Genomic DNA, 23,865 nt, shown 5'->3' with positions numbered 1-23,865 from the left:
AAAGACAGACCCGAATTGTTGGGATCTGCCTTTTTCAATTTTAGCTTACAAGGAAGCTTGTTCTGCTTCGACTTTTACGAAGCGATTCAGTTCAATAATGTAGTACCAACCGTGCTTCGCCATGTCCTCTCTGATTTCCGATTCATCGGTTTGTAAATGATCTGCCAGATACTCAAGGATTTGAAACTCGTCCTTCCGCAATTCAGTGTTCAAAACCTTTGCTCGTTCATCCGCCGCGAGCTTTTTAAGCTGATGGTACACATTGCACCTCCATGGTTTTTAATCCCTTTATGATATGCGGAATGCAGGGCTTCATTAATTGAGAGCAAAATACCATGGAACTAAGGGGTTAGGGGATAAGCAGTCTCGTCAATATAGTTTTCTTGATAACACTATTGGGTTTTATTTTCTTTTATGGCTGTTTTTGATTGAAAATCGTTTGTTCTTAGCGTAAAATAAGAACGAACGTTTGGAAAAAGAGAGGGTCTGTTATTTTGTCATGAGCAAATGCCTATGATACAGCAGACCATATAATAAAACAGGTTGAGCGAGCAAAGGGCGATGTTAAAATCTCTAAACAAAGGAGAATGCCTATTCGGTCAAAATCAAAACTGGATGTCCATCAATCGGATTTCTATCTTTAGTAGGAGGCGTTAAGCTGTGGAGAAACTGATTATGTATAAAAATTACTTTTTCTTCCTTCGTCCAGTGAATCTCGACATGTACGACACGGAATTCGAGATTTATGACTTGGGTGGCACAAACATCGGAAGCACGGTTTGGGGAATCAAGAATGGAACAAAGCTTTTTTCGTCTGAGGCGGAAAAGGACGAGTTTATGGATTGGCTCCAGATCGAAGCTCATAAACTTGAGGCAATGATGAAATTTACATTAGAATTCAATTGTCCGGTCGAAAATGCCGATCAACTCGGCATTTCAACAGAAAAAATCGTCCAGATCATGATGGAGAAATGGTCTATTCCAATGGAGATCATTGACGCGGTTTTGCCGTAGAAATGAAAAACAGAGCTGATTCGCGGCTCTGTTTTTTGTTTGCTCTTTTCGTAAATTTTGTTGCTAAATAAGCTGACCAGAGGCTAATTCTTGTCGAGATTTCGAATGAACTTGACCACATTCCCCAAACAACAGGCTCCTTGTGGGTTATTTACATCACAACCACAGCGATTCGCTTGAACTTGTTCACGTATATCTTCAATAGGACGTTGATTTTCTTGAACCGCTTGTATTAAGCGTTTTCTCGTTCATCCAAAACAGTAGCCAACAGGCACATCCAATGAATCGTCTTTCTGAAATACCGAAACTTTCAGCGTATCTTTACCATAGGTCTGCATATCGCTAAAATAGACCACTTCACAAGATGGGTTAGAGCAAAATGCGTAAGACGATTCAGGATGAAGGGATTCTAATGCTGTTGGTTGAAGTAATGCTTTGAGCGTAATTAGTTGAACGCTTTTGCCCTTTTGATGATAAGTAGGGCATTGGGGAATCGGTACTTGCTTTTCAGCGGGCGTTTGACAACAACTATCCATTTCTTGTGGGTCAGCTCCTGCAAGCATTTTACTACTATTATTTGAGTTTACCCGAAATAGCAACAATCATTAAGAAAACAGTCTTTTTGTTTGTATGAAATGATTCGTGGCAACAGTTGTGTACCAAATCATAACTGTTTCACAAACTTTTTGTGTATGAGTTCATACATTAATCACAACTCTTATGTAAAAGTTATGCAACTGTTGCATAACTGTTGTGTACAACATGCACAATAGTTACACAATATCGAATGTAACAGCAAATGGATTAATCGGATATTCAAAAAAAGAAGACAGATTCCGCAAAATGTTTCGGATCTGTCTTTTTTGTTCACCAAGCATTCCGGATTGCTTGGTAAAAGGTACAATATAAATTGATTTCCACTTTTTCAGGACAAACCTGACGATTTCCCATAATACATATGTTGCCACCGCTCCCCCAATAGCGTACAGCAACGTATTTACCAATGTCCAGAATATCGTCTTATGCATCATCACGATGACAACACCAGTGACCAAAACAGAAGTCCCCGACACTTTTTTGATGCGAGGCATTTTCAATAAAGATGCCATGCCTATTTTCCAGTTTTTTTGCTGTCTAACCGCACCAAAAATCGGCATAATCAGAATCACAACCAGCATTAATTTCGGCACATAATGTAATACAAAGGAAACGATAACCCCTGCAAGCAACGATATGAGCAAGAGCCCGACAAACTTACTCATTAATTTTCCGATCATTTCAAATCAGTCTCCTTTTTCATTAATGTCCCTGCAAATATTCTTCCTTGTTCTCAAAATGAATACTTGGATTCGCCTGTGTATTCGTTCTGAAATATTATAGATTTGAATCGCCATCGTAATAACGGAGGAAATCAGGGAGTGGGAGTTTGAGGAATGGGGTTTAGAATGTAACGGCATTAAAAAGAGGAAAAATTAACCCCCTGAAATATCCATCCAGGAGGTTTAGTGGGACTTTATTTTAACGTGACAGCATCAATGCGAGCCTGAAGAGCCGTTTTTTCAGGAGTATCCGGCAAGGCATTGACCGCATCAATGGCTCTTTGCTTGTAGATTGCTTTCGGGAATCGCTCAAACAACTTCACCGCATTGGTTGCCTTGTTCAATGCGAGCTGTGCACTTTGATCGGCTACGTTTTGGTTGAAATTGTTTTTCAGTTTATCAGCTCGTTCCTGCAAATCGGCTACATTGCCTCTGTTCACCTGATTCGCTTTGATATCCGTTGGAAGAGCCGCGAGCTTGTTCAGTGCAGTCAGGATGTTCGAGCGACTTGGATACTTTTCAGCTCGAACGACTGCATTTGTCACATCGGTTAAGAGCGAGTTTGCCTTTGCATCTTTGATCGCTTGTTCAATAGCATCCAAGCGAGCTTGCAAATCGTTCTTAGCTTGACCATCGGGTAATGCATTAACCTTCGCTCTCGCGGCATTGATTATGGATTGCGTTTTCGCTGTTTCTGCAAAATCAATAGCGGCAGTCGCACGATCCAAAGCGACTTGTGCGTTGATTGCTTGCTGAACGGCATCCAAGCGATTAAGCAATTCCGTCTTCGTTTGACCATCAGGCAAGGCTATTGACCATTGCTTTCGCGGAATCAAGAGCCGCCTGCGTTTTCACCGTTTCCACATATGCGACGGCGGAAGTCGCATCGGCAGGAAGTGTGATAACGACGACTTCTCCATCAACTGATTTCGAGATTGACGTATCGATGATTTGCTGGATAGCATCCAAGCGACTTAGCAACTCCGTTTTCGTTTGTCCGTCCGGCATTGCATTGACTTTGGCTTTCGCCGCATCGACAGCCGCTTGCGTCTTGACGATTTCGGCATTTTCCACTGCGACAGTCGCATCATCTAACGCCGTTTGTGCGTCGATCTCTTGTTGAACCACATTCAGACGATTGAGTAAATCCGTTTTCGCTTGGCTGTTCGGCAGTGCGTTAACCAACGCGAGAGCCGCATCCACATCGGCTTGCGTGGCGGACGATTCAGCTTTGGCAACCTCGTTTGTCACATCGTTGGTAACAGTTTGGTTTAACATCGTGAAAGCTTGAGCCGCGACCCCGCTTGTATTGCCTGCATTGTCCACGGTTTTCACCTCTACCGTATAACTGCCATCCGTTAACGTGAGCGGTGAGACATATGCTGTCCAAGCTCCCCCATTCACAGAAACAAACGTTTTGATCACTCCGGACTGTGCATCCGTCCCTGGTTGAATCGTCAACACATTGTCGCTGATCGAGATGATCGGTGTCGTTGGCGGCGTTTTGTCGATATTCGTTACCTCATAAGAATCTTCCGCATACCAGTTGCCAGAGGCATCTTGCGAGCGAGCGTATACAGTTCCGTTTTGCGTCATCGTCACCGTGCCGCTGTAATTTTGCCACGCTCCGTTATCGATGCGGTACTGCCTAACAACTGCATCATTCGGGTATTGAATCGTGACATGGACATCTTTGTTTGTCAGAAAGAATTGATCGAAAATAAATCGATATTGTGTTGTAGCCGCATGAGACGTAACGGCAAATTCGGGCATAATCGGGACAATTGCACTAACTATCAGTGTAGCTGCGGCTACGTGCAAACTCCATTTTTTGAGTTGTTTTATCATGTTTTTCTCACTCCTTCGCTTTTCTATGTTTCTTTGGATTATAGCTTTGTCCGAAATGAAATATTCTTGAAAGGCAGGGCTATGGGGAGTATAGGGATAGGGTTTGAACTGTAACGGTATTGATTGGGTAAGTTTGTGGATCATTTTATTGCGGAAAATCTTTGATTGGCTCACTCTTCATGATATAAAATGAAGCTTATGGCTACATCAAACAAAGGTGTGTGATAGTGATGAAAAGAGAGCCAAAACAAGACACCGAAAACAAAATGACCAACGCTAACAAAAAACGGGCGTTGCTGGCTGGAGGTTCAGTTAAAACGAAGCACAATATTGATGCACAGGCAATCTGTCGCCAGGTGCGAGGAAAAGAATAAGAGTGCCGAAAAATCCATTGGACATCATCGACACTCTGAGGAGATTATTTTCTTGCTTTTTATACCTTTTTAATTCTCTTCGTCTTTTTCGAGTTTCTCTATCTCTTCCAAATCCTTCAAATCATATTATTCTTCGCCGCACTGAGAGCACCTAAAACCTTTGACTTTAACGTGTCGGACTTCCAGTTCAGCAGGAGGAACATCGGTGCAACCGCAAAATACGCAATGCTTTATAACATTCAAAACTCACGCCTCCTACAATCAATTTTCATTAGTTTAACACAGAAGCCGACGAGTATGGTAAATCCAAAGAATGAAAAGGGGTTAGAAGCTTTTTGCTCCTAACCCGCTTAAACCTATTTCCAATTTTTTTACTGAACCAAGTGACTTTTCACGTCATCGTGATAGCTCCCCTGAACGCGAATCGTGACCTGCTTGCTGTCACACAAGAAATAAGGCGTTCGAGGTTTATCATAGCTTCCGTAGAAATACGGATAGGTATTGACCTTTATCTGGTAGTCGCCGTCTCTTGCCGTTTCATTCACAAATACTTCTCGGGTATTCTCCAGATTGAAGGCATTGTGATACGGCATTTCATAGGTTTGCGTCAAGTTGTCCCAAGATCCAGAATTGGAACCATACAGCGTGTACGTTACGTTGTCTCCATAATTGTCTTTGAATGGCATCGTCACGTACAGGATATTGGGGGCTGAAACGTAACTGCCGTAGACCGGAGATACCGATTTTCCGCTACAACCGCTGTACCAAGGCTTCGGCGAAGCAGAGTAGGTGTTCGTCTGGTATTGGGTTATAAACTTGATTTCGAAGCCATAACCCGCCTTGACCTGTCCAGGTTGATTCGTAATATCAATCCAACCATCGCCACCGTACTTGTCTTTCGTCAGTTTGCTACGGAAAAGTACCTTTGTGATTTGGTAGCTTTCGTAGTAGTTGACGGTCTGCGTATAATAGTAGCTATACGTTGTTACACAATAACTGTAAGAATAACAACCAAGCTCACCGCACCATGAAACAGTCTGTAAATAACCGTACCATTCATGAATGTAATGAGTGGTTGTCCAGTTATTTTGCGTATGAACCGTCAGACAAGCATGCGATTGAGCACTCGCTTGGTGTCCCATGACTGAATTGTAAGCTACGTTATCGAGATAGGGGTCAGTCCCATCCGTTGACGTTTCTACATACTGTCTTGGAGCCGGATTGATCTCAAGCATGAACTGATTTTCCGTGCCGTTGGAGCTGTTTTGAATAGGAACATTCGAAACGGTCCATGAGATCGGATATTCTTCATTCGCAGGCAAATTTACAACTTGGCTTTTTACAATCGATCCGTATTTGTCCTTGATTTGAATCAAAACGTTTTTAGGTTGAGACTCAGGGTTCTTGTTGTTTGCAATGAAATCAAACGTCAACGTTTCATAGGACGTAGAATTCGGCGAAATCACGGATGAAGGTTTGATTGTAAAGTTGCTCACACTGAAATTGTTTACAGATCTCCATGTCTTCGAAGCGTCATCGTTTGTCGGGTCGGAACTTTGATTCGCATATTGAGGCGATCTGTTGAACCAGTAAATGCCGTAATCGACATGAATGGTCGGAACGCTTGGAACAATCGCATCTTTGAGTTCAATGACAACCTCATCGCCTTCTTTGTACAACGTTTCCGTTGCTTCTACCTTATCATATCGCTTGTAAACGGCGGCGTTATCCGTAACGTTGACATACAATGCCGCAAACGGGTTGTAGTAGTTGCCAGGTTCACCAACAGGCGTATTGCCTTTGTATTTCCTGACCGTAAACCGGATCGTGTAGGGAACGCCGGGTACAACGTCATTGGTCACATTCCCGCTTGGATCGATCAATTGGATCTTCTCAGGCACAACGCCAATGTCTTCCGGCTTAACATGGAAACGCAGTCTGCCGATGTTGTCATCCGTATACGAATCGTCGCCTTTGAGATAGAAACCTTGCGAAAGAGCGGCGGCATAAACGAATTCATTTTTCAGCTCCGCAGGGGAATTAGGAACGGTAAATTCCCAGGTTTGGACGTTGGTATTGTTTGAATCGTTGTCGTCCTTGGTTTTATCAAATGTGACTGAACCGCCGTAAGAAATAGAATATATTCGCGTTGCCGGATCGACGTTGATTCCAGGGATGACGTTCTCGTTGGGTTCGGTCGTCCACTTGCCGTCGATGTGCGAATCATCATCGTTGGCGACCATGGAACGCATGCGTATTGGTGTCGTATAATTCGTTGGATGATTACCTAAGCCATCCACAACCATGTTTTTGACGGTTGCTGTCACGACATAGGTCTTGCCTCGTTCAACTTCCTGATTGTTGATTTGCCAGTAAGTTGTTGTATCACTGTTGTCGTCTGCATTTCGTGTCATTAAGCCAACGACTTTGCCTGTATCCTTTTCTGTGACCTTAAATAAAGTTAAACGCAAATTCGGCTGAGGCGGAGATTTTAGTACAAAACTTGCATAATAGCCGTTGGTTTGGAACCCCGTGACTACTCCGGTGCTAACGCTCGGATCGTTATGGAGCGTGAACTTTCTTGCCCAATCTGCCGCGTCATCCCATAAATCCATATCTGGTCTTCTTAATTCAGGATTTGACGGAAAGAGGTATTTGATGAAAAGTTGTACTTTTCGTTCGAATTTTGCCCATTCTATAGGATCATTTGGGTCGTAATCAGCATCATATTCCGTCTTAATTGTTTTTCCGTGGTTCCAAGGTTCATCAATCCAAGCCAAATTAGCGGGTCTCCAATCCGAATCGAATTTAGTTGGGTAGTCTGCGGGAAAGTACGGATTCGGGATCGGGTATCCACTTTCACTCACTCCGGCATATCGGAATTCAAGCATCTTTCCATATAAATCAGGTGCTACTCCCTGGTTCGTAAATTTTGTTGTACCTGATGTACCAAGAACACCACCAGATTGAGCAAGAACACGATTGAAACTCTCAATGGACTGCTTTCCAGGTTCTACAGCACCCCACTTCACATTTTGCCAAAGACCTTTTATGCCCGGTTTCACAAGTTGATAATAGTTCGTATTATTACGATAAACATTATTCTCATACATTTGGGTGAGATCCATATTAGCATTGTTTCTAAGCACAGGATCCGGTTCAGTAATGGAATACCAAAGGAACTTATTTTGGAAGTTTTGCTCCCAAATTTTACGATCACCGTATCCAAATTGGTATTGTTTAGTCTCCGGCTTAAACGTGATGTAAGTTGGTAAATCCCCTTTTGCTGGATCTCGCACTTGATGTCCATTGCCATCGTCATAGTGTTTTGTTACCAAAGAATTACCGATATCCCCTATTCCAGCCGCATGAGATGGTACAGATACTTCGCTTTTGCTAAAAAAGCAAGTCATTAAAACTAACACAGCTATTGCAATTGTCGTAATAACTATCTTCTTCACAGAACCCCTCCCTTTTGCTTGTTTCCATTAATTATGTTGTGAAAAATCGAATTCGGCGACAGCTTTTTGGTTCGAGCCTGTCGAAGTCTATAGCATTATATGCAACTTTTTTGTAAAAAAAGAGAGAGGCGATATTCACCTCCCTTGTAAAAAATCCTTTTATTTTGGCTCTGTTAAACTTCATTGTTGTTTTTTAAATACGACTGAGCAGGAAAAGGGAAAAGAAATCCATTATGGTATAATCATATTTATACTTTTATAAATATGAAATAGCTTCCTGTGTTGTCCAAGTAGCACTGGCAAATGCTTTGTAATTGGTAACGGCTGCTTGGAAATCCCTTTCACTTGTCGCTGCTGTGGCATCGTATACAACAGCTGTTTCAAACCCATTTTCGATTAAATGCCTCATATGGGACTCTACACAAATGTTGGATAGGACCCCAGCAATAATCGTTTTCTCTTTTCTCTGTTGTCGTAGCTGGTAAATCAAGTCATTTGTTTGTGGACCAGCAACCTTGTGTGGGGTTGAAACAATTGTTCTCCTATCAAAAATGTAAGGTTTGAAAGAATGAACAAAATCAGCTCCTACTGACGGTGGTGTGTACGCATTTGTCACTTGATACATTCTAAGACCTAATAACATATTTTGTTCATATCCTGTAAATTTCCAGCCATAATCATGAGGGTATAAATAATGGGGTGACATGAAAAGCTGATACCCTTTATTCAGGGCAGTGCTCATTAAAAGTTCAAGGTTTTGTAAAGTGTTATTTTGCTCAATATTATCTTTTGTTAGATGATAGCCTCTTCCCCCTGGACTCAAGAAATCATTTTGTGGGTCTGTGATTACAATGGCGGTATTATTGGGATGTGGTCTAAACAACAAAATACATACCTCCCTCGCGGCTTAACTTATATATTGTTATGAACCAAACACGCATTTAATGTTAATTTTTCCAAGCAGTTCTAAATCGAGGGCTCTCTTCCTAACTTTCATCCCTTTTAACAAGGGTAAAATCCTTCGAATAAGCGAGCATGCGTGAGAAAACAGAATCGTACCGAGGGAGTTCAATAACCGCTCTATTCATGGGCGGTTTTTCTTTTGGTCAAAAATCAACAATAAAAGATAACAGAGCCTTTATTTTAGATCGAGTTTCTTGCCCTTCCAACCAATGTACACTTGAACGCCTCCAGGGGGCGTCTGAATTAAGACTTCGTGGTCGTCAATCACAAATTTTTTGTTTAGATACTCGTTAATGTCTTTCCCCATAAATCCGTCATCTAAGATGTGAAACAGCTTGTCATTGGTGTCGGGAAGGTAAAAACGCAGAATTTCTCGGACGATATAAGGTGTTTCATTATCTACGTCAGCTTCCGTCTTCGAACCATACCAATAATGCAATACAATGGTCGAGCGTGGCTGATTTAATGAACCGTTAGTAACGCTTATTGAGGCTGTATCTTCTTTACCGCCGTAAGGACTAAAATACCATCCTTCTCCGAGTCCAAGTTCATTTTTGAATATTTCGTAGTTTTTTGCCGGATCGCTTGTAAAAGTGGACTTCAGAACGGGCGGCTTCCACCCATCCGGCGTTTTGTAGGGCAAATCCAGTTCACCATAGACCATCGTCGAATCCGATGGAGCAGGGGAAGGAGCTGACGATGGCTTTGACGTTGTTTTCTCATCTCCACTCGTCGGGATATCGGGTAGGCTGGAAGTATCAGAAGACTCTCGTGGTCTTGCCAACAGTTCCCCCTTGCCATGCTCAACAAGATTTTTGATGAACTGCACCGCCTCCGCACGAGTCAGAGTGCTTTCTGCGTTGAACGAGGCGATGGTTTGCTTGTTTGGATCAGTTCCTCCGGCGAGCTGATTACCGTACAAAAACCGAATCGCATCGTTGCCGTCAAAGTGAACGCCCTGCGTAGCCGAAATCAACTCAGCGACCCGAAGCCGTGTTATTGGCTTCCCTCTCTCTCCTATCTCCTTCTCCCCTATTACGGGATAATTCATTTTCGCCGCGAAATCATAATATACGTCTGACCAACTCCCTGTTTGGCTTGCCGCGATATCTGTCTTGTATGAACGGATCAGCATGGCGAGAAACTCCGCTTCGGACACGTTTTGATTCGGCTTGAAAGTGCCATCTTCGTACCCTTTCACAACGCCTTTGTCGATAGCCCATTGTACGGTAGCTTCCGCCCAATGACCTTTGACATCAGGGAATCCGGTTCCCTTCGCGTATGTCGCTAATGCTGTCGTAATGCTGATTATGGTGACAAGTGCAATTGATATTGCTTTTTTAAACATTTTTCTCCACTCTCCTTCTCGTTTTTGTCAATTTTAATACTGAATTTTATTGGGACATATAGCTTTTCAGTCGAACCTTGTTTTAATTGCCTTGCACACAAAGCAATCCTATTAGAAAGAACAAAAAGAGAGGCATAGCCACCTCTCTTTTTTGCTATTATCTGTTTAATTCAGATTTAGCTTTTGCCCAGGCCGACTAATGTAGACCTGAACTGTTGTGGGAGTGGTCATGATTTCAATTTCTTGATCCCCGAGTTTAAAAACTTTGTTTTCGTATTGGGAAATATCTTTGCCTTGAGGACCGTAACCATCATCCATAATTTTAAAGAGAGTTTCATAATTATCTGAAGTGTAAAATTTAAACAATTCTCTTGCGATGTACGGTACTTTATTGCTCGGATTCACTTGATTTTCTATTCCATACCAACCGTAAAACACAATTGTACTGTAGATTCCGCCCCCGGTCACACTTAAAGCGGCTGTATTTTCTTTGCCGCAATAAGGGCTAAAATACCAGCCCTCTCCAAGGCCAAGTTCCTTTTTCAAAGTTTCATGGTCTTTCGCAGGATCCCAAGTCGCTGTTGACTGAATCAGTGGCGGCTTCCAATCATCAGCAACCTTATACCGCAAATCCTGTTCTCCCAAAACCATCGTAGCCATCATAGATGGGGTAGGGCAAGGAGTCGGCTTAACTGTAGGAAGTATTCCTGGCGGCATGACTACCGGAGGTTGTCCAATGAATACATATTCCCTATTTTCTTTTTTTTCCTGAACCATTGGATATTTTAAGATTTCGCCGACAAAATAAACTGAAACATAGAGTTTCTCATTGATTATTTTGGCGTTCGGAATTTTCTGACCGAACTCATTTGAAAAGGAACTATTCACGGTAATTGAAATCTTCCTACCATCTTTTAGCCTTATGATCCCCGACTTGTTTGTGTCATTCCATTCGAACTTATCGCCCATGCCTTCAACCACAGTTTGAATAGGCACATACGGAGAATCGTCACTGAAATCTGGTTGATTCTGATCGTCTGTTATTAGGTGTCCATCCACATAAAACCAGGAAGTGCGTTCTTGCGAAGGAGCATCCGGCACTGTGGACGTTTCTGGAGGTTTCTCAGTGAACTCTCCATTTGCCCAATGAAGAGAATAGTTTTTATACCCGACATTTGGTAATTGATATTCTTCGCCTCTTACGGTCACGTTTGGTTTAGAATATGCGATACTGTTATCTTTTGAAACAATAGTGTCAAGAAGGTTCTTAATTGTTTCTTCCGATTCCGGCATACCCACCATTTGCAATTCTTTGACAAAGAATGCAAGATCTTTTTTATCCGGTGTACCAACAACATCAAATGACCAGGTATCCCAAGCAAACGGACTCCCAATAAAAATTTCATCGTAACCATATGTGCTAATAATTTTTCCATTCTTCCACACGATGATTCCATATTCCTCATCCGAGGCGGTAAATTCATAAGATGTATGCATTTGCTTGTTAAGCGACTCAAAGCGATCGAGCAGTGTACTCTTAAAACCTTGCGATGTGCCTAAGTTCTCACAGGGCGTTAGTTGTTCGCCATTTTTTAAAGCCTTTGCTCTCTCGATAAGGATACTCGCAGATTCTCTGGTAAGTTTCGCGGTCGGGTTGTAGTTCTCCATGTAGTCGCCCTTATCGTTGTAAGCACCGCAAGCCAAGTTCTCCTGATAAAGAAAACGAATAGCCTTTAATTTCGTTACACCTATTTCTTTATTGAGCAAGAGATAAATGACTCTGGCCGCTTCGCCGCGTGTAATCTCAATGTCACGGTAATTTAATGGCGACCTGCCACCAAAAGAGCCAAGGTTAATGATACCAAGCTTTGTCGTATAATCATAATACGGATCTGCCCAATGTTGTTTTGTAGGCAAAACAGGTTCGCCGTATAGGGCTACAACTGCATCCCTCACAAATTCGGCGTGGGTAACATACTTGCTTTCGTTGGTACTTGTTGCGTGGACATTAGCAAGCGGTTCAACAAAGAGTACCACCGCCATTAATAGCAACAAACCAAGCTTTTTCATCGATAAGTCTCCTCCTGCTTGTAAAATAGCACGTCTAATCTTTATACTCGACTGCGTTCGAGCTACTCATGCATCAAAGCTTTGTTGTTTCAGCTTATCGACCATTTCCTCAATTTTCCCCGTTCGCTTTCGCCAAAAAAATAGGAAGCTGTTTAAGTCTTTATTAAACTCCTTTATCGCATAGCCCTCGACTCTGGTATGGATCATTTCCTCGCTAATGCCAAGCAGATCAATTAACACTTGTTTTGCTGGCTTCTTGTTCGTATCGTGAAACAAAGCGGAAATCACTGTATCTACAATTCCCCCAATCCCAAACTCCTTTCGTCTCTCGAAATAGTGGTGAAAGGTTTCTCTATCTTGAAGTAAGTACATTGCAACGAATCGCCTTGCCTGATGATGGTTATCGACCATTGCAATGATATCTTCGATTAATTGATCCGGAAATAGATGGTTTTGCAATTCCTGCAAATAGCCCACAAAGAATTTCTGGTCGAATTCCACTGTTTAAGCCACCTCATGAATAATGAATCTCTCCAATGGTTCAGCATCAATCTTTTGCAAAGACAACACTCCGAGAATCAGTTCAAGAACGAATTTTAGTGTCACGATCCATGTTCTGCCTTTACGATAATACCAGTTATCGCTTTCTTTCATGTTGTCTGCGATTAATATATACCTGTAGTTTAGCCCCGATTCCTGCTTGTAGGCTTGAAAAGTCTCGACAACGAAATGGGAATATGGCATTTTGGTCAATATTTCTTTGACCCGTTCGTTCTCGCACCAGATTTCAAGTTTTTTCGATTTTTGACCGAGGATTTGGAACGAAATCAAACGATTATCAATCAATATTTCGCGTTTTCGCAGAAACAATCGATTGAACAACGCTGGCAATGTCGGCACCTCCTTCGCATCCAACTATCTACTCGATCGCAACAAAAATTATTGAACAAGGTAGCTCTTTTTCAACATCATTCCAGCCCCCTCAGTTTATAGAACTTTTTCAATGACCCGCTCGATTTCAACCAAATCCCCTGTACTGATTCCTAAAACCGCCTTTTCATCAACAATCACCGTAAATTCTTCGCCATCTACGATCTCGTCAACTTTTCCCTCAACAGCTCGCTCTATCTCTTTCTTCACTTCATCCGAAACGTCAATTTTAAATGTAATCATGCTAATCTCTCCCCCTTTCTCATAATCGACTTCGGTTAGCCCTTGCTTATATGCGTTGCTCAAAATAGATACCAATCTGGTATCGCCGTCGAATGAGACTCTCTTGCAAAAGTCGCAGAAGAAGTGCGGAACATTGTTGACGACAATTTTGGATTCAAAGACGAATTGTTCGGTTGTACCAATCCGATGCTCCGCTTCCTTACCACAAATGCAAGGCGTTCTTTTCCTCATCTCAACCATATTCTAATCTTCATAAAAATCTCATTCGACTTTGGATCTGGCTTTTTGCTTCAATTTCTTGATTACAAGTCCATTTTGCCTTGGGACGGCAATAAACTCATCGCCAACATGGAGATTAGCTTGATTCAAGATAGCCGTTGGAACAACAAAAACGCATTCATCTGTAGTGTCCGCAATCGGAATAATCCGATGGTAATAATCCACCTTTTGCTCTTCATTCATTCTTCTTTCTCCCTTCCCGTAATGGATTTAGAACAACATGGTTCTAAGGTAGTAGCCTATTACAAGACCCCCAATAAGCATTACCAGATCGGCAATAATTTCAATGATTAAGTTTTGAACGAAACGTTTTTGTGTGAATTTGTTTAGTTGATCTTGAAAAAGTTTTCTCAAGAGTGTTTGCATCTTAATCGTCTCCTTTTTTGTGTGCGAGTGCCTGACTATTTTTCTGAGGTCTTTTTCATGTCCTCTGGAGAGGAGGAGTTGCGTTGACTTGTTTGAGCAAACCTTAATGTCTGCAATAGCGTTAATGCATACTCTTGATTGAGTTCATCCAACGTCAAGAAAACAGAGTTTAGTTCAGCAATTTTGTCCACTTGTCTTTTCAATTGTGTCATGAACGCTTAACACCTCCGAAAAATGTGTTACTAACACAATTTAACACTATATTTCTGAGTTGTCAACTCATTTGCGGCAAGTCATTTGTGTTGACTACGTTATTTTTGTGTTGTACAGTAAATATAACCTTAACTTTAACACAGGGAGGGAGACGAGCTTGCATGACAGGATCAAAGCCATCAGGGAACATCTCGGGCTATCACAACGAGAGTTCGGCGAAAAACTTGGCGTTAGCAGAGATGTGATCAGCAATTTAGAATATAATCGAGTCCAGCCAAAGGAACTATTGCTCAAGCATATTTGCGAACTTTTTTCGGTAAATGAGAAATGGTTGCAAACAGGCGAAGGCGATATGTTTTTGGATCAAAAACCTCATAACAAGAAACTTGATGAAGCAATTGCCATATTCAAGGACTTAGAGCCAGACTTTCAAGATTATGCTCTCGAACAGATAAGGAAACTGTCGGAATTACAAGCGAAGAGGCGAGATTCCATTCAAGACAAATAGTTTTTCAATGGTGTTGCAACCCTAACGAAATTGAAAAGGTCAGCCGAGAGGCTGACCCTTAATTTTGGAAAGCTATTAACTTATAATAGCTTGTTGTTCGTTTCATTGCGTTTTCACCCTTTCAGTTCGATTCTTCCAAGACAACAAATCGTCCGGCATGCCATAAATATATAAGCGAGAATTCATCATTATCATCGATGATAAGGTGTTCATCGTCAGCTTTATCGTAAAGTATACGGTAAAGCTGGTATGGCGTAACCTCACATTCTTCCAAATCTTCGTCAAAGGTTGGCAACCAATACGTTGCCTCCTCTATGGTTTGAACTACCCTGCAAACATACCCCTTTGGTTCGATTCTGAATTGTTTGAGTTCGTCTTTGCTTAGTGGCCCCTTGATGTTATTTTCTCTCATGTATTTCGCAATTCTTCTTATGCTATATCGCGGCAGACACCGTGGGGTCGGGACTGCATATATCCCTTTTGGAAATGCATCGTCAAACTCGTCGTCACTAAATTCCTTCAACAGCTCATCGTCGTTCATACAAGCCCCCTGCTCATCCACCTTTCGTGAGCATATGATATCGCCGAAAACGGCTGTTGTCAACCAATATTTGGATGCTGTTACCTTGAAAACAAGATCGGGAAAAAGGGCAAGGATTTAGGGAGGCTAAAGCTTTGTGTACATATACGATAACTTTTGCGTAAACAGCTTCAATCGCCATGACATGCAGACCGAGCAAGATATGCCAACCGAAAATGATGATGACGATATTTCATTCTAAAGCGAAGGTTCGATGCTTCGATAATTTAATACCGACTTGCTTTCTTGGTTTAACGCACTAAATTCGAATTCTGATTGCCAGGCGAAATTGCGAATCGCCTGGTATTTGCCTAAAGACTAAGCGAATAAGCAAATGCCAGTTGCGATGAGTATTTGCCCAAAAGCCAAAGCGAAGGCGACTTTGAAAGCCTGTTTTCGACAGGCGTGCGGAGGCACGCACCGAGCGAATTGGCAAAAATGCATGTCGCTTTTAGGATTTTGAGCGATAATTTAAGTCTATTAATATATGCAACCATTAATTTACAATTAGAAGATTCTTCTTATGTTTTCCGCAAGTTGTTATCCGAATACGCCAGCAGAATAAGGCTTTTCTCTTGTTGCCAAAAGAAGCGGCAACACACTAAATTTTTTACGCGAAGGCGAGAGTGAGCATTAGCTGTCATTGTCATTCAGCCGGAAGATGCGGCAACAAAGAAATTCGCTTATCGACAGACGACTTGGCAAGTCCACACTGCTTTTCGAAAAGTTTTGTCGCTAATTTATAGGTTTATGTTCTCCGAAAGTTGAAAGTAAAATATTTCACATTCTATAGAGCCTGGCATGCACTTGAAAAGGAAATAAGTATCCTACTCCTTCTACGCCCCCTGGCATTTTAAGCATTTTGAAGCAATTTCGCTCAAACTTTTTCTAAAAAACTGCGAAAAGTCGGGCAAAATCAGGTCGTTTGAGGATTGAGGTTTAGGGCATAAGGGTTTCCCTCTACCCTCCCCTGATTTTTTCCAATTCTGTTATATAACAAACTGCAATGAAGTTTCCTAATTTTTAAATGTGCATTAAAATGATTTCCAAAAGGAAGCGAGGGGAAACGACATGCTTAAAGATACCATTGAAAAACGCATTGGGCGAAATGAAACCTTGCCACATCCCGAAATGGATGTCATGTGGAAGGGAATGTGGCGGTGGCTGTTTCAATTGCACATTCCGTTTTATCTCTTCTTGGTATTTTACCAGGAGTATTTTCCGTTTTTGGCGACGATGGACGCGGCAATCGTTATGTGTTTTGTCGTTTATCACCTTACGATTCGCCAGTTCATAAAAAGAGGCGTAGTGCAAGCATTTTACCGTCAACGCTATTCGAATGCCAGCGGCATGTTTTGGTCATTTCTGCTGATTGGATCCTTTATTCGAACCATTATGCTCGGCTTGTATTACGGTATCAGCCTCGGATGGGTATCGGGAGACGCAACGAAAGAACGCTGGCACTATTACTTGGCTGATTTGCAAAGCAACCTTTCCAGTTTGACCGGAGCTATCGTCGGGATCGGGCTTTGCCTGTATCTGCTTTACAGTTTATTCTACAAGGAGCGTTTCATCTCGGTGGCTGAGTATTCGGAGCGTGTTGTAAAGGCTATGAGGCAACGGGGCTTGGCATTTAACGAAGCCGCGAGAGCTGTCTTGAGCCTGCGGGAAAAAGAACTGGCTCCTGCGGTGAGAGTGAGCGAAAAAACGGAGAATAATGATGGGAATTTGTTTGCGAAGTTCTTTGGTGATTTCATTGGGCAACCGCAAACTGAACGGAGAAACGTGAGTGATAGGGATCAAGGATTCGAAAAATGTGCTTGCGGTAACAAGCGAGAATTGAGATACCTATCTAAGCTTGGTAGAGTGAGGGACAAGCTCGTAACGGTGACAGGAGTTCCTTTTCATTATTGCGTAAATTGCGAAAGGGGATTAATGACGGAGATTGATCGCTTGCGATTTACAGAACTGGTCAAACAGGCTGTTGAAACAGGCAGGAATGAAATAGAATTCCAAGTGAAGGTTTATTAGAGGGCAATCCTTTATTGAGCATTGCCCTCCGTTTGGTTGGATTAGATGTGCTCGTAATAATTCGCATCGGAATACATGCCAATCATTTCGTTCATTTTCTGCAAAGTCAGTTCGATGCAGGGTATATTTTGATATATTCTATGCCAACGGGTTTGTCCTCATACTCTTCTTTTCTTTCATTCCATACCTCTTCAATGATGTAAAAAGACGACCACAGTTCATCAATATGTTCTGGAACCTGAATCTTCTGAAGTATTTCTAACATATTGCTTTTCCAGTAGTGGTTCTCGTTCTCGATTAACAATATTCGTTTATATTCACTCGTCGTATAATCGGAAAATTTTAATTTGCAATCTTCAAAATGCTCATTCATTCTAACTTCTATGGCTTCCTTTTTAGGAATGAAATAATCCCTTACGCCAGATGGATACTCAATGTACTGAACATAAAAGTCGCTATCTATATCAGCTTTCTGAAGCATAAAGGATAACTTATCGATTGTATACTCATGATAAAAACTGAATCTGTCTGCTCCGTTCAATCCGCAATCAATGATATTTTTAACGAGGCATTGAACGTTTTTTTCTACAATAGCATCAACCAATCTTTTTTCTCTTTCACCTTTGTACGATAATATTTCTTCAACTACCGAACGGCGAACTCCAAATCTTTTTCCCAAAAACTCTACATTTTCTGGAATTCTTGAGATGCTTAGAACATAGCCACGTAAGAAAATGCTTTCAAGATCGGTTGGCAATACAATATTGAGCTTCTCTAATAATTCATTGGCTTTTGCAAATGTATTTTTCGCAATATCATTGATAATTTTCTTCTCAAATCTTTTTCTCCTACTTGTCTCTTTCTCATCCTTTTTAATATCTGTGGCGAACATTCGATGCTGTGACTTAGCTTCTATAACAATTTTTTCATTTGGATTGGACTTGTTTACGAATATAGCTTCTGGCTGTTTGCCTCTATTTTTTATCTCAACTTCACAGCATCTTTCCAAGCGAAAATCTTTATAGTGCTTATTCATGAAAACTCTCAGTGAAGTGAAGTATTCGCATTTTTTGCACATGTTTTTCAAAAGACTCGTATCGCCTTTATAAAAGATATGATCTTCATTCCCTTTGAGACAGGGAAGTATTAATTCTAAATTAATCATTGCGATCCCCTTTCGACTGCTGTAGAAAAACCATTTCCATAAGTGTGAAAAGTAGCTTAAAATCTGTTTAAAGGGAGGAATAGATCGTGTTTATATATATGTTGTCCAGTATCGATACTCATGCCGACAAAGGGTTTGGCGTTACCGCCGAATCCTTTAAAAAAGCGGCAGATCATTTAAGCAATTCCGACTTCAAAGAGGGTATGCTTGTACAAGGGGAAATGCCCGTTCTGTATTTATATCGTCATTCTATTGAATTATTTTTAAAATCACTAATAATGCATATACACGAAGAAGTGAGTATTCCGTATATGAATGTGACTGCCAGCGGGAATCATCAATTCATGGTTAACGATAAAGGAACCCCTCTCTATATTGAGAACTGTCATTCATTGAAACTTCTTTTCGAGTACCTCTGCAAGTTGATAAAGGAGAACGAAGATCGGTTGAAAATGCAAGCACCTAATGCAAGCTGGCTGATAACGGGAAGAATTCGGGGTTACATGAAATCAATTTATGAACTTGACGACAAAAGCGACTATTTTCGCTATCCTATCTCCCGCGATCAATCCAAAGACAAAGCTAAATATACGATGAAAAGGATCAAGGATAAAGATTTAAGGCGTGTGACGAACAACGTAGAGGGCAAAGTAATTCTCGCTACTAAAAATCGAAACGGTGACATTCAAAACATCTATATGAGGGACGAGAATATTCTCAAGGAGATTACTACTGCTTTAACTGAAACCGCAGAATATTTTAGCGGATTTCATATTATGACTCGAATGGAATTATGTAATGGATGGTAATCCACTTTCGAATATAATCGAGTGATTGCCATCCGTCGTTAACAACTAACGCCTCATTAGATTCGCATGCTTAATCCCGTCCATAAAGTCGTTAGTGATGTTGTAGTCGGTAAATTGTACTTCTATCCGTTCTTGCATAAGAGCATCGACTCCCCAATCGCTTAGAATCGCCGAAAGCCGCGTTCCTTTTCGTTCCTTGGAAATGAAATCAATGAATGTAGATTCAGCCTGGGCTTTCAGATTTTTTGAAGCGAATTCATCGATTGAGACGATGCCAACCCTCAAGAAAAGATCCTCCTTGAAATAGCGACGAAACATAAGGTACATACATGCGATATGAGTCACCATTCGATAAATATTGGTCTTGTTGTGGATATCAAAAATTAACACGGTCACGTTGGCTCTATTTTGAATGAACTTGATTTGTGCGACATGTGCATTGAAAGCAAGCATCGTCTCGACCGTATAATTATCAAGCTTCTCTGCCTTCGTCAAACCTCTTTCAGCTTGTATGACTGTTTCGTTTTTAAGATCATCAATCGGCGAAGTGGAAGAGGAATATAGTCTGCCCTTCCCCTTACCTTCTGTTGATTCCGAACCCTTTCTTAGCCCTTCGGCAAGTTTTTGTTTGATCTCCTGTATTCTTCTCATGTCATAATCGACATTTGAAACGTTGAGTAAATGTTGAAGCGTAGTATCGTTCCTTAATTTAGTCATGAAGAAGATTGCTTGATTTTTGTTGAGAAGGATTGTGCTGTAGTCACGCTCCAACATGTTTTTAATCGTATCAAACGTAACTTTTTTGCCTTCTTTTTGGATTCGAGGGACAAGCTTTTTGAGAATATAGCAGTTTTTAAAGATGCTAACCAGAATGCGTTCGTTTCCGTTTGATCGCGGAACCGAAGCGACACTGTAGCTATCCTGTTTTCCTTCGATGAAGCGGATGCCATATTTCCGCAACGTTAGCATTTGCAATTGAGTCTTTTTGCCGAAAGCGGTGAAAGTTTCTTTTTTTAGAACCTCGTTGTGAACAAGTTCGATGATTCCGCTGTAAAACGTCGAAAAGTTTTTTGCTAAACCCATTAACTCGGCATATTGATACAGTTGCTTCATCAGCATAACCTTATTGCCGAAATGATAAATGATTTCGAGATAAGATCGGTACTTCTCACAAACCGATTGCTTGTTTGCATTTGAAATGCTCATAATTGTATCGCCTCCTTTAGATTCGGGTGGTGTCGTACTTGTAATTCATAATTTGAACAAGTGCTTCTTTGGCTTGTAGTTCCGCCTCGCCATACGAATTTGTAATGACTTCAAAGGCTATCGTCGATCCTTCTTTGTTGACATAAACGGCATCTGGCATCGAAATCAAGCCTTTGTTAAGCATATCTTCATATAACTTGGCTTCTGCTTCCTTGCCTTGATCTCGAAGATCGTTCAATTGCTCAAGAAATTGATCTCGAATTTGACTTTCTGTTTTCCAGTATTCTCGCAATTCCACTGGTAAGCTAAAGTATTTTTCTGCAATTGCTAAGTCATGGGCAGGACTTTGAGCGTGGTACGCTTGACTTAAACCGAAAATACAAGAAGCCGTTTTTCTTCCGATTTTCGTCAATTTATAGCACTCTTTAATGTGATTGCCCCGCTTATATACAACTTTTTCGATATAGCCATCACTTATCAGATTTTTAATCCGCCTATCCGCCAAACCACACGCTTGCAGATGCTTATGACTTACGTGTCCGGCTCGGGCTAAGGCAGAAAAGGCTAAGCGATCTCTGTTGAAAAATTGTGCGATGTACGGTTTCTTTCGTCGTGCCATATGTGACAACACCTCCTTTTGCTGAATGATTGTTCGCGGCGGCAGTAGATTGGTTTGTGCGACCATCGTAGATGGGCGAATGAGCATTTTACGTCTCGCAGAGACGTTTGCCGCGTGATGCGGCAACATGCATTTGCGGCTCGTCAGAGACGCTTGACCATCGGCAGATGGTCAACAATGCTTTTGCGTTTCGGCAGAAACGCTTGACCCATCGGCAGATGGGGCAACATGGTTTCCCCAGAGGGGCGAGTTTCAATGGCTCCGTTTTGCAGTGAGTGCCGAAGGCCGAACGGTCGCCGATAGGCGAGCACAACGGAGCATGGTGGTTCTTACTGAGCCGATTTTCCGTAGGAAAGAGGCGAAGTTAGAACCCACCCATTGAAACGAAGCCCCTCTTCTCGCTATTGATATCGTAGATAGACCAAGGCGGTAATATAACTGCTCCTGAATTTTGCCAACAAAAAAGGCTCCACGCACAAGGCGTAGGAGCCTCTTCCCGCTTGCGGGAAGCAAAAACGCCAGGTCGGGGGATGATACCGAGCTGGCTTTTTGTCAGTATTTTCACTGATATCGGAGCAAATCAAGTGCACGTTTGTTCATCTCGCGGAGATCAGCAAAGCCGCTATCAATATTGACTTTCGTTTCAAATCGCTTCGAAGGATTGTTTGAAGCTTGCTTTCGTTTGATGCCTCTACGTGGTTTATGCGGCTGATCTGCCATCGATTGTTTTCGCTCAAGTATATCAAGACGAAGCTGTATGTCGGCAACTGACTGTTTCAATGCGTTTATTTCAAGTTCGATCCGTCTCGAATTCATAGCTGTATCAACCTCCTCAATTAGTGATAATTGTAACAATACGGCGAAGTAAAAAACAAGACTGCCGTTTGTCTGTCGCAAATTGTTGGTAAATGTCAAGTGCCAATTGAATTAAATATCAACATGATAATCATGTCCGTCTTTTACCTTAGCCAAGAGCTTAACAGCTTCGTGCGAATATTTATTCATTTCGGACTTGTTAGTCTTTATGGTTACGTGATACTTATTGTCTGAAGCTTTGATATTAATACCTTTCTCCAATTTGATTTGATTAATCAGTTTGTCTGCCCCGTGCCATCTCGGATAGCCAAGTTGTTCTCCAACTTGCGTTAGTGTGAACGGATACTGAATGTTAATTTGGCTCGGTTTGTCCAACAATGCAACTCCGTACAAGTTAGGCAGACCCTCATCCTCATGTAACACCTTCTCTATCATTTCAAAGTTTACATCAACACTTCTTCTCGGAATGTCACTCCGCACAAGCTTATATGTCCGAGCTAATAAAGCCCTCAGTAACTTGGGATGCACATTCTCAACGGCTTTGTTGGCTGAAAAGGTTTCTAATATCCAATCAAAACTGTTACTTTCAATGTATTTAACACGAATTTCTTTACCATTGACGACAAATACCTTTTCCTTTGGCGGGTTGGAATTCTCCGTAAGGTTTTTGTTGTAAGCTAAAAAATAAATGTTGGGAATAAGTTCGCCTTCGTTAGAATAATCTCATCAATATCAGATAAGATCGAGAGGATATTTTTGTCATTCCCGCTGTATCCAATGAATAGCAGTGGGTGTTCCGCAAAAAATGTCAGCAACTTCGCACTAAGATATTTTTTCTTGTTTATAAACACTTCATAATCTTCATTGTTAAAGACCAACTCACGGTAATCTGTAATACAACCATGAATTTTGAATATTTCACCGATTGCCATCGTGTCAGGTTTCAATACCTGCTGACCAATGACTGGTTGATAATCTGGAAATATCTTTTCGAGAAGAGTATCATAATTGGTCGTAATAATGGCATGAGGCTGAATATTTCTAAGTAGCCTAATCTCCTTTTGATACTCAACATTCTCGATTTCATCTACACTGCCAGGTGTAATTTCCTCAAACAATTTTTTTATTTGATATTTGATATACGATGATTTTGGCACTCTTGAATCAAATAATTCAGAAGGAAACTGTTGCTTGTTAGCCCATGCCCACTCCCGATATGAATTTGTATATTCTGTCCCAATATCCTCTAATCTAAATCCATCTTGAAGATAAAATCCCACTTCATTTTTAATCAACGGGCATCGCCTTTGTAGTTCCTCTAATAAGCCGATCCAACTTGGTCCATTAAAAAATCTTTGCGACAAGCCTGAACCAACAAATAAAATAGGCTGTGTTCCCATTTCATTGAGACAGTCCTTAATGTCTGCACTCACATCAGAGATATAGTTCATATACTCCATGCTTTCACCCCTCCCCATCAAGGCATCATCCACATTTTGATATTAACAAAACGCCAAAAAAAGCGGCTGTACTAAACATTCGCGATTCAATTCCACAACTGAATAAGGTTTTTCCCAATCCCCAATCTTCCAAAACCCTGTACTATATGCACCGAAAATAAAGTCGTATAGCCCCAATCCACATTCTCCACATCGCTCAAACCCTTACCACGACTGGATTCCCGTCCCCTCTCCCCTGTATTT

Annotated in this window: 26 protein-coding genes; 5 read left to right on the top strand and 21 right to left on the bottom strand. The window is 41.4% G+C overall.

What is annotated here, in order from left to right:
* Nucleotides 1-45 precede the first annotated feature (45 nt).
* On the bottom strand, nt 46-261 hold the full coding sequence (locus SD70_RS24865) for a DUF4250 family protein (protein WP_041050657.1): 216 nt from the start codon (nt 259-261) through the stop codon (nt 46-48).
* A gap of 399 nt (nt 262-660) precedes the next feature.
* Between SD70_RS24865 and SD70_RS24860 the strand changes: the two genes are divergently transcribed.
* Nucleotides 661-1,014 carry a hypothetical protein gene (locus SD70_RS24860; RefSeq protein WP_041050656.1) on the top strand — a complete coding sequence of 118 codons (354 nt, stop codon included), beginning with the start codon at nt 661-663 and terminating at the stop codon, nt 1,012-1,014.
* A gap of 248 nt (nt 1,015-1,262) precedes the next feature.
* On the opposite strand, the gene SD70_RS38605 is transcribed toward SD70_RS24860, so the two are convergent.
* The 4 genes from SD70_RS38605 to SD70_RS24845 form a co-directional block, all read right to left on the bottom strand.
* A complete protein-coding gene (locus SD70_RS38605) occupies nt 1,263-1,550 on the bottom strand; it encodes a hypothetical protein (protein WP_231571516.1) in 288 nt (95 codons plus the stop codon).
* Nucleotides 1,551-1,787: 237 nt separating this feature from the next.
* Nucleotides 1,788-2,291: a hypothetical protein gene (locus SD70_RS24855; RefSeq protein ID WP_041050654.1), complete on the bottom strand. Its 504-nt coding sequence runs from the start codon at nt 2,289-2,291 to the stop codon at nt 1,788-1,790.
* Between the two features lie 236 nt (nt 2,292-2,527).
* Entirely contained in the window at nt 2,528-3,169 is a 642-nt protein-coding gene (locus SD70_RS24850; RefSeq protein WP_156158180.1) for a hypothetical protein, read from the bottom strand.
* On the bottom strand, nt 3,132-4,181 hold the full coding sequence (locus SD70_RS24845; RefSeq protein ID WP_041050650.1) for an OmpL47-type beta-barrel domain-containing protein: 1,050 nt from the start codon (nt 4,179-4,181) through the stop codon (nt 3,132-3,134). Before SD70_RS24845 ends, SD70_RS24850 begins: the two co-directional genes overlap by 38 nt.
* Before the next feature lie 227 nt (nt 4,182-4,408).
* On the opposite strand from SD70_RS24845, the gene SD70_RS36350 reads away from it, so the two are divergent.
* Nucleotides 4,409-4,555, top strand: coding sequence for a hypothetical protein (locus SD70_RS36350; RefSeq protein ID WP_156158179.1), 147 nt, complete (start codon nt 4,409-4,411; stop codon nt 4,553-4,555).
* Between the two features lie 371 nt (nt 4,556-4,926).
* Here the strand turns inward: SD70_RS36350 and SD70_RS24840 are convergent, their stop codons facing one another.
* The 9 genes from SD70_RS24840 to SD70_RS36340 form a co-directional block, all read right to left on the bottom strand.
* Nucleotides 4,927-8,016, bottom strand: a complete 3,090-nt coding sequence (locus SD70_RS24840) for a hypothetical protein (protein ID WP_041050648.1) — start codon at nt 8,014-8,016, stop codon at nt 4,927-4,929.
* Nucleotides 8,017-8,272: 256 nt separating this feature from the next.
* Nucleotides 8,273-8,902, bottom strand: a complete 630-nt coding sequence (locus tag SD70_RS24835) for an isochorismatase family cysteine hydrolase (protein WP_052487853.1) — start codon at nt 8,900-8,902, stop codon at nt 8,273-8,275.
* 252 nt (nt 8,903-9,154) lie between these two features.
* Nucleotides 9,155-10,327, bottom strand: coding sequence for an S-layer homology domain-containing protein (locus SD70_RS33940; protein ID WP_052487852.1), 1,173 nt, complete (start codon nt 10,325-10,327; stop codon nt 9,155-9,157).
* A 165-nt stretch (nt 10,328-10,492) separates the two neighbouring features.
* Complete coding sequence (locus tag SD70_RS24825; RefSeq protein ID WP_041050647.1) at nt 10,493-12,397, bottom strand: copper amine oxidase N-terminal domain-containing protein; 1,905 nt, start codon at nt 12,395-12,397, stop codon at nt 10,493-10,495.
* 66 nt (nt 12,398-12,463) lie between these two features.
* Nucleotides 12,464-12,898 carry a hypothetical protein gene (locus SD70_RS24820; protein ID WP_041050646.1) on the bottom strand — a complete coding sequence of 145 codons (435 nt, stop codon included), beginning with the start codon at nt 12,896-12,898 and terminating at the stop codon, nt 12,464-12,466.
* 3 nt (nt 12,899-12,901) lie between these two features.
* Nucleotides 12,902-13,288: a hypothetical protein gene (locus SD70_RS24815; protein ID WP_041050645.1), complete on the bottom strand. Its 387-nt coding sequence runs from the start codon at nt 13,286-13,288 to the stop codon at nt 12,902-12,904.
* A gap of 96 nt (nt 13,289-13,384) precedes the next feature.
* On the bottom strand, nt 13,385-13,570 hold the full coding sequence (locus tag SD70_RS36345) for a hypothetical protein (protein ID WP_156158178.1): 186 nt from the start codon (nt 13,568-13,570) through the stop codon (nt 13,385-13,387).
* A gap of 261 nt (nt 13,571-13,831) precedes the next feature.
* The gene (locus SD70_RS24805; RefSeq protein ID WP_041050643.1) at nt 13,832-14,032 is read right to left on the bottom strand and encodes an AbrB/MazE/SpoVT family DNA-binding domain-containing protein; all 201 of its coding nucleotides are present in this window, start codon (nt 14,030-14,032) and stop codon (nt 13,832-13,834) included.
* A gap of 218 nt (nt 14,033-14,250) precedes the next feature.
* On the bottom strand, nt 14,251-14,427 hold the full coding sequence (locus SD70_RS36340; protein WP_156158177.1) for a hypothetical protein: 177 nt from the start codon (nt 14,425-14,427) through the stop codon (nt 14,251-14,253).
* Nucleotides 14,428-14,585: 158 nt separating this feature from the next.
* Between SD70_RS36340 and SD70_RS24800 the strand changes: the two genes are divergently transcribed.
* Nucleotides 14,586-14,936: a helix-turn-helix domain-containing protein gene (locus SD70_RS24800; RefSeq protein WP_041050642.1), complete on the top strand. Its 351-nt coding sequence runs from the start codon at nt 14,586-14,588 to the stop codon at nt 14,934-14,936.
* A 121-nt stretch (nt 14,937-15,057) separates the two neighbouring features.
* Here SD70_RS24800 and SD70_RS24795 read toward each other — a convergent pair whose 3' ends face one another.
* Complete coding sequence (locus SD70_RS24795; protein WP_041050641.1) at nt 15,058-15,477, bottom strand: hypothetical protein; 420 nt, start codon at nt 15,475-15,477, stop codon at nt 15,058-15,060.
* Between the two features lie 1,110 nt (nt 15,478-16,587).
* On the opposite strand from SD70_RS24795, the gene SD70_RS33935 reads away from it, so the two are divergent.
* Nucleotides 16,588-17,547 (top strand): hypothetical protein, encoded by a 960-nt coding sequence (locus SD70_RS33935; protein WP_052487851.1) that lies wholly within the window; start codon nt 16,588-16,590, stop codon nt 17,545-17,547.
* Between the two features lie 106 nt (nt 17,548-17,653).
* Here the strand turns inward: SD70_RS33935 and SD70_RS24785 are convergent, their stop codons facing one another.
* On the bottom strand, nt 17,654-18,712 hold the full coding sequence (locus SD70_RS24785; RefSeq protein ID WP_041050640.1) for a hypothetical protein: 1,059 nt from the start codon (nt 18,710-18,712) through the stop codon (nt 17,654-17,656).
* Nucleotides 18,713-18,798: 86 nt separating this feature from the next.
* Here SD70_RS24785 and SD70_RS24780 point away from each other — a divergent pair, with 86 nt between their 5' ends.
* Entirely contained in the window at nt 18,799-19,521 is a 723-nt protein-coding gene (locus SD70_RS24780) for a hypothetical protein (protein WP_041050639.1), read from the top strand.
* 45 nt (nt 19,522-19,566) lie between these two features.
* Here SD70_RS24780 and SD70_RS24775 read toward each other — a convergent pair whose 3' ends face one another.
* The 5 genes from SD70_RS24775 to SD70_RS38595 form a co-directional block, all read right to left on the bottom strand.
* Nucleotides 19,567-20,727: a hypothetical protein gene (locus SD70_RS24775; protein ID WP_041050638.1), complete on the bottom strand. Its 1,161-nt coding sequence runs from the start codon at nt 20,725-20,727 to the stop codon at nt 19,567-19,569.
* Nucleotides 20,728-20,743: 16 nt separating this feature from the next.
* Nucleotides 20,744-21,346, bottom strand: a complete 603-nt coding sequence (locus SD70_RS24770; RefSeq protein ID WP_041050637.1) for a hypothetical protein — start codon at nt 21,344-21,346, stop codon at nt 20,744-20,746.
* A 561-nt stretch (nt 21,347-21,907) separates the two neighbouring features.
* Nucleotides 21,908-22,162, bottom strand: coding sequence for a hypothetical protein (locus SD70_RS24765; protein ID WP_041050636.1), 255 nt, complete (start codon nt 22,160-22,162; stop codon nt 21,908-21,910).
* 111 nt (nt 22,163-22,273) lie between these two features.
* Entirely contained in the window at nt 22,274-22,537 is a 264-nt protein-coding gene (locus tag SD70_RS38600; protein WP_231571514.1) for a hypothetical protein, read from the bottom strand.
* A gap of 302 nt (nt 22,538-22,839) precedes the next feature.
* Nucleotides 22,840-23,622 (bottom strand): SIR2 family protein, encoded by a 783-nt coding sequence (locus SD70_RS38595; RefSeq protein WP_052487849.1) that lies wholly within the window; start codon nt 23,620-23,622, stop codon nt 22,840-22,842.
* Between the last annotated feature and the right edge of the window lie 243 nt (nt 23,623-23,865).

This window comes from Gordoniibacillus kamchatkensis, from assembly GCF_000829455.1.
GTDB classification, from domain to species: Bacteria; Bacillota; Bacilli; order Paenibacillales; family NBRC-103111; genus Gordoniibacillus; species Gordoniibacillus kamchatkensis.
The sequence above is the reverse complement of the archived record's forward strand: the minus strand, read 5'-3'. Positions and strand labels throughout refer to the sequence as shown.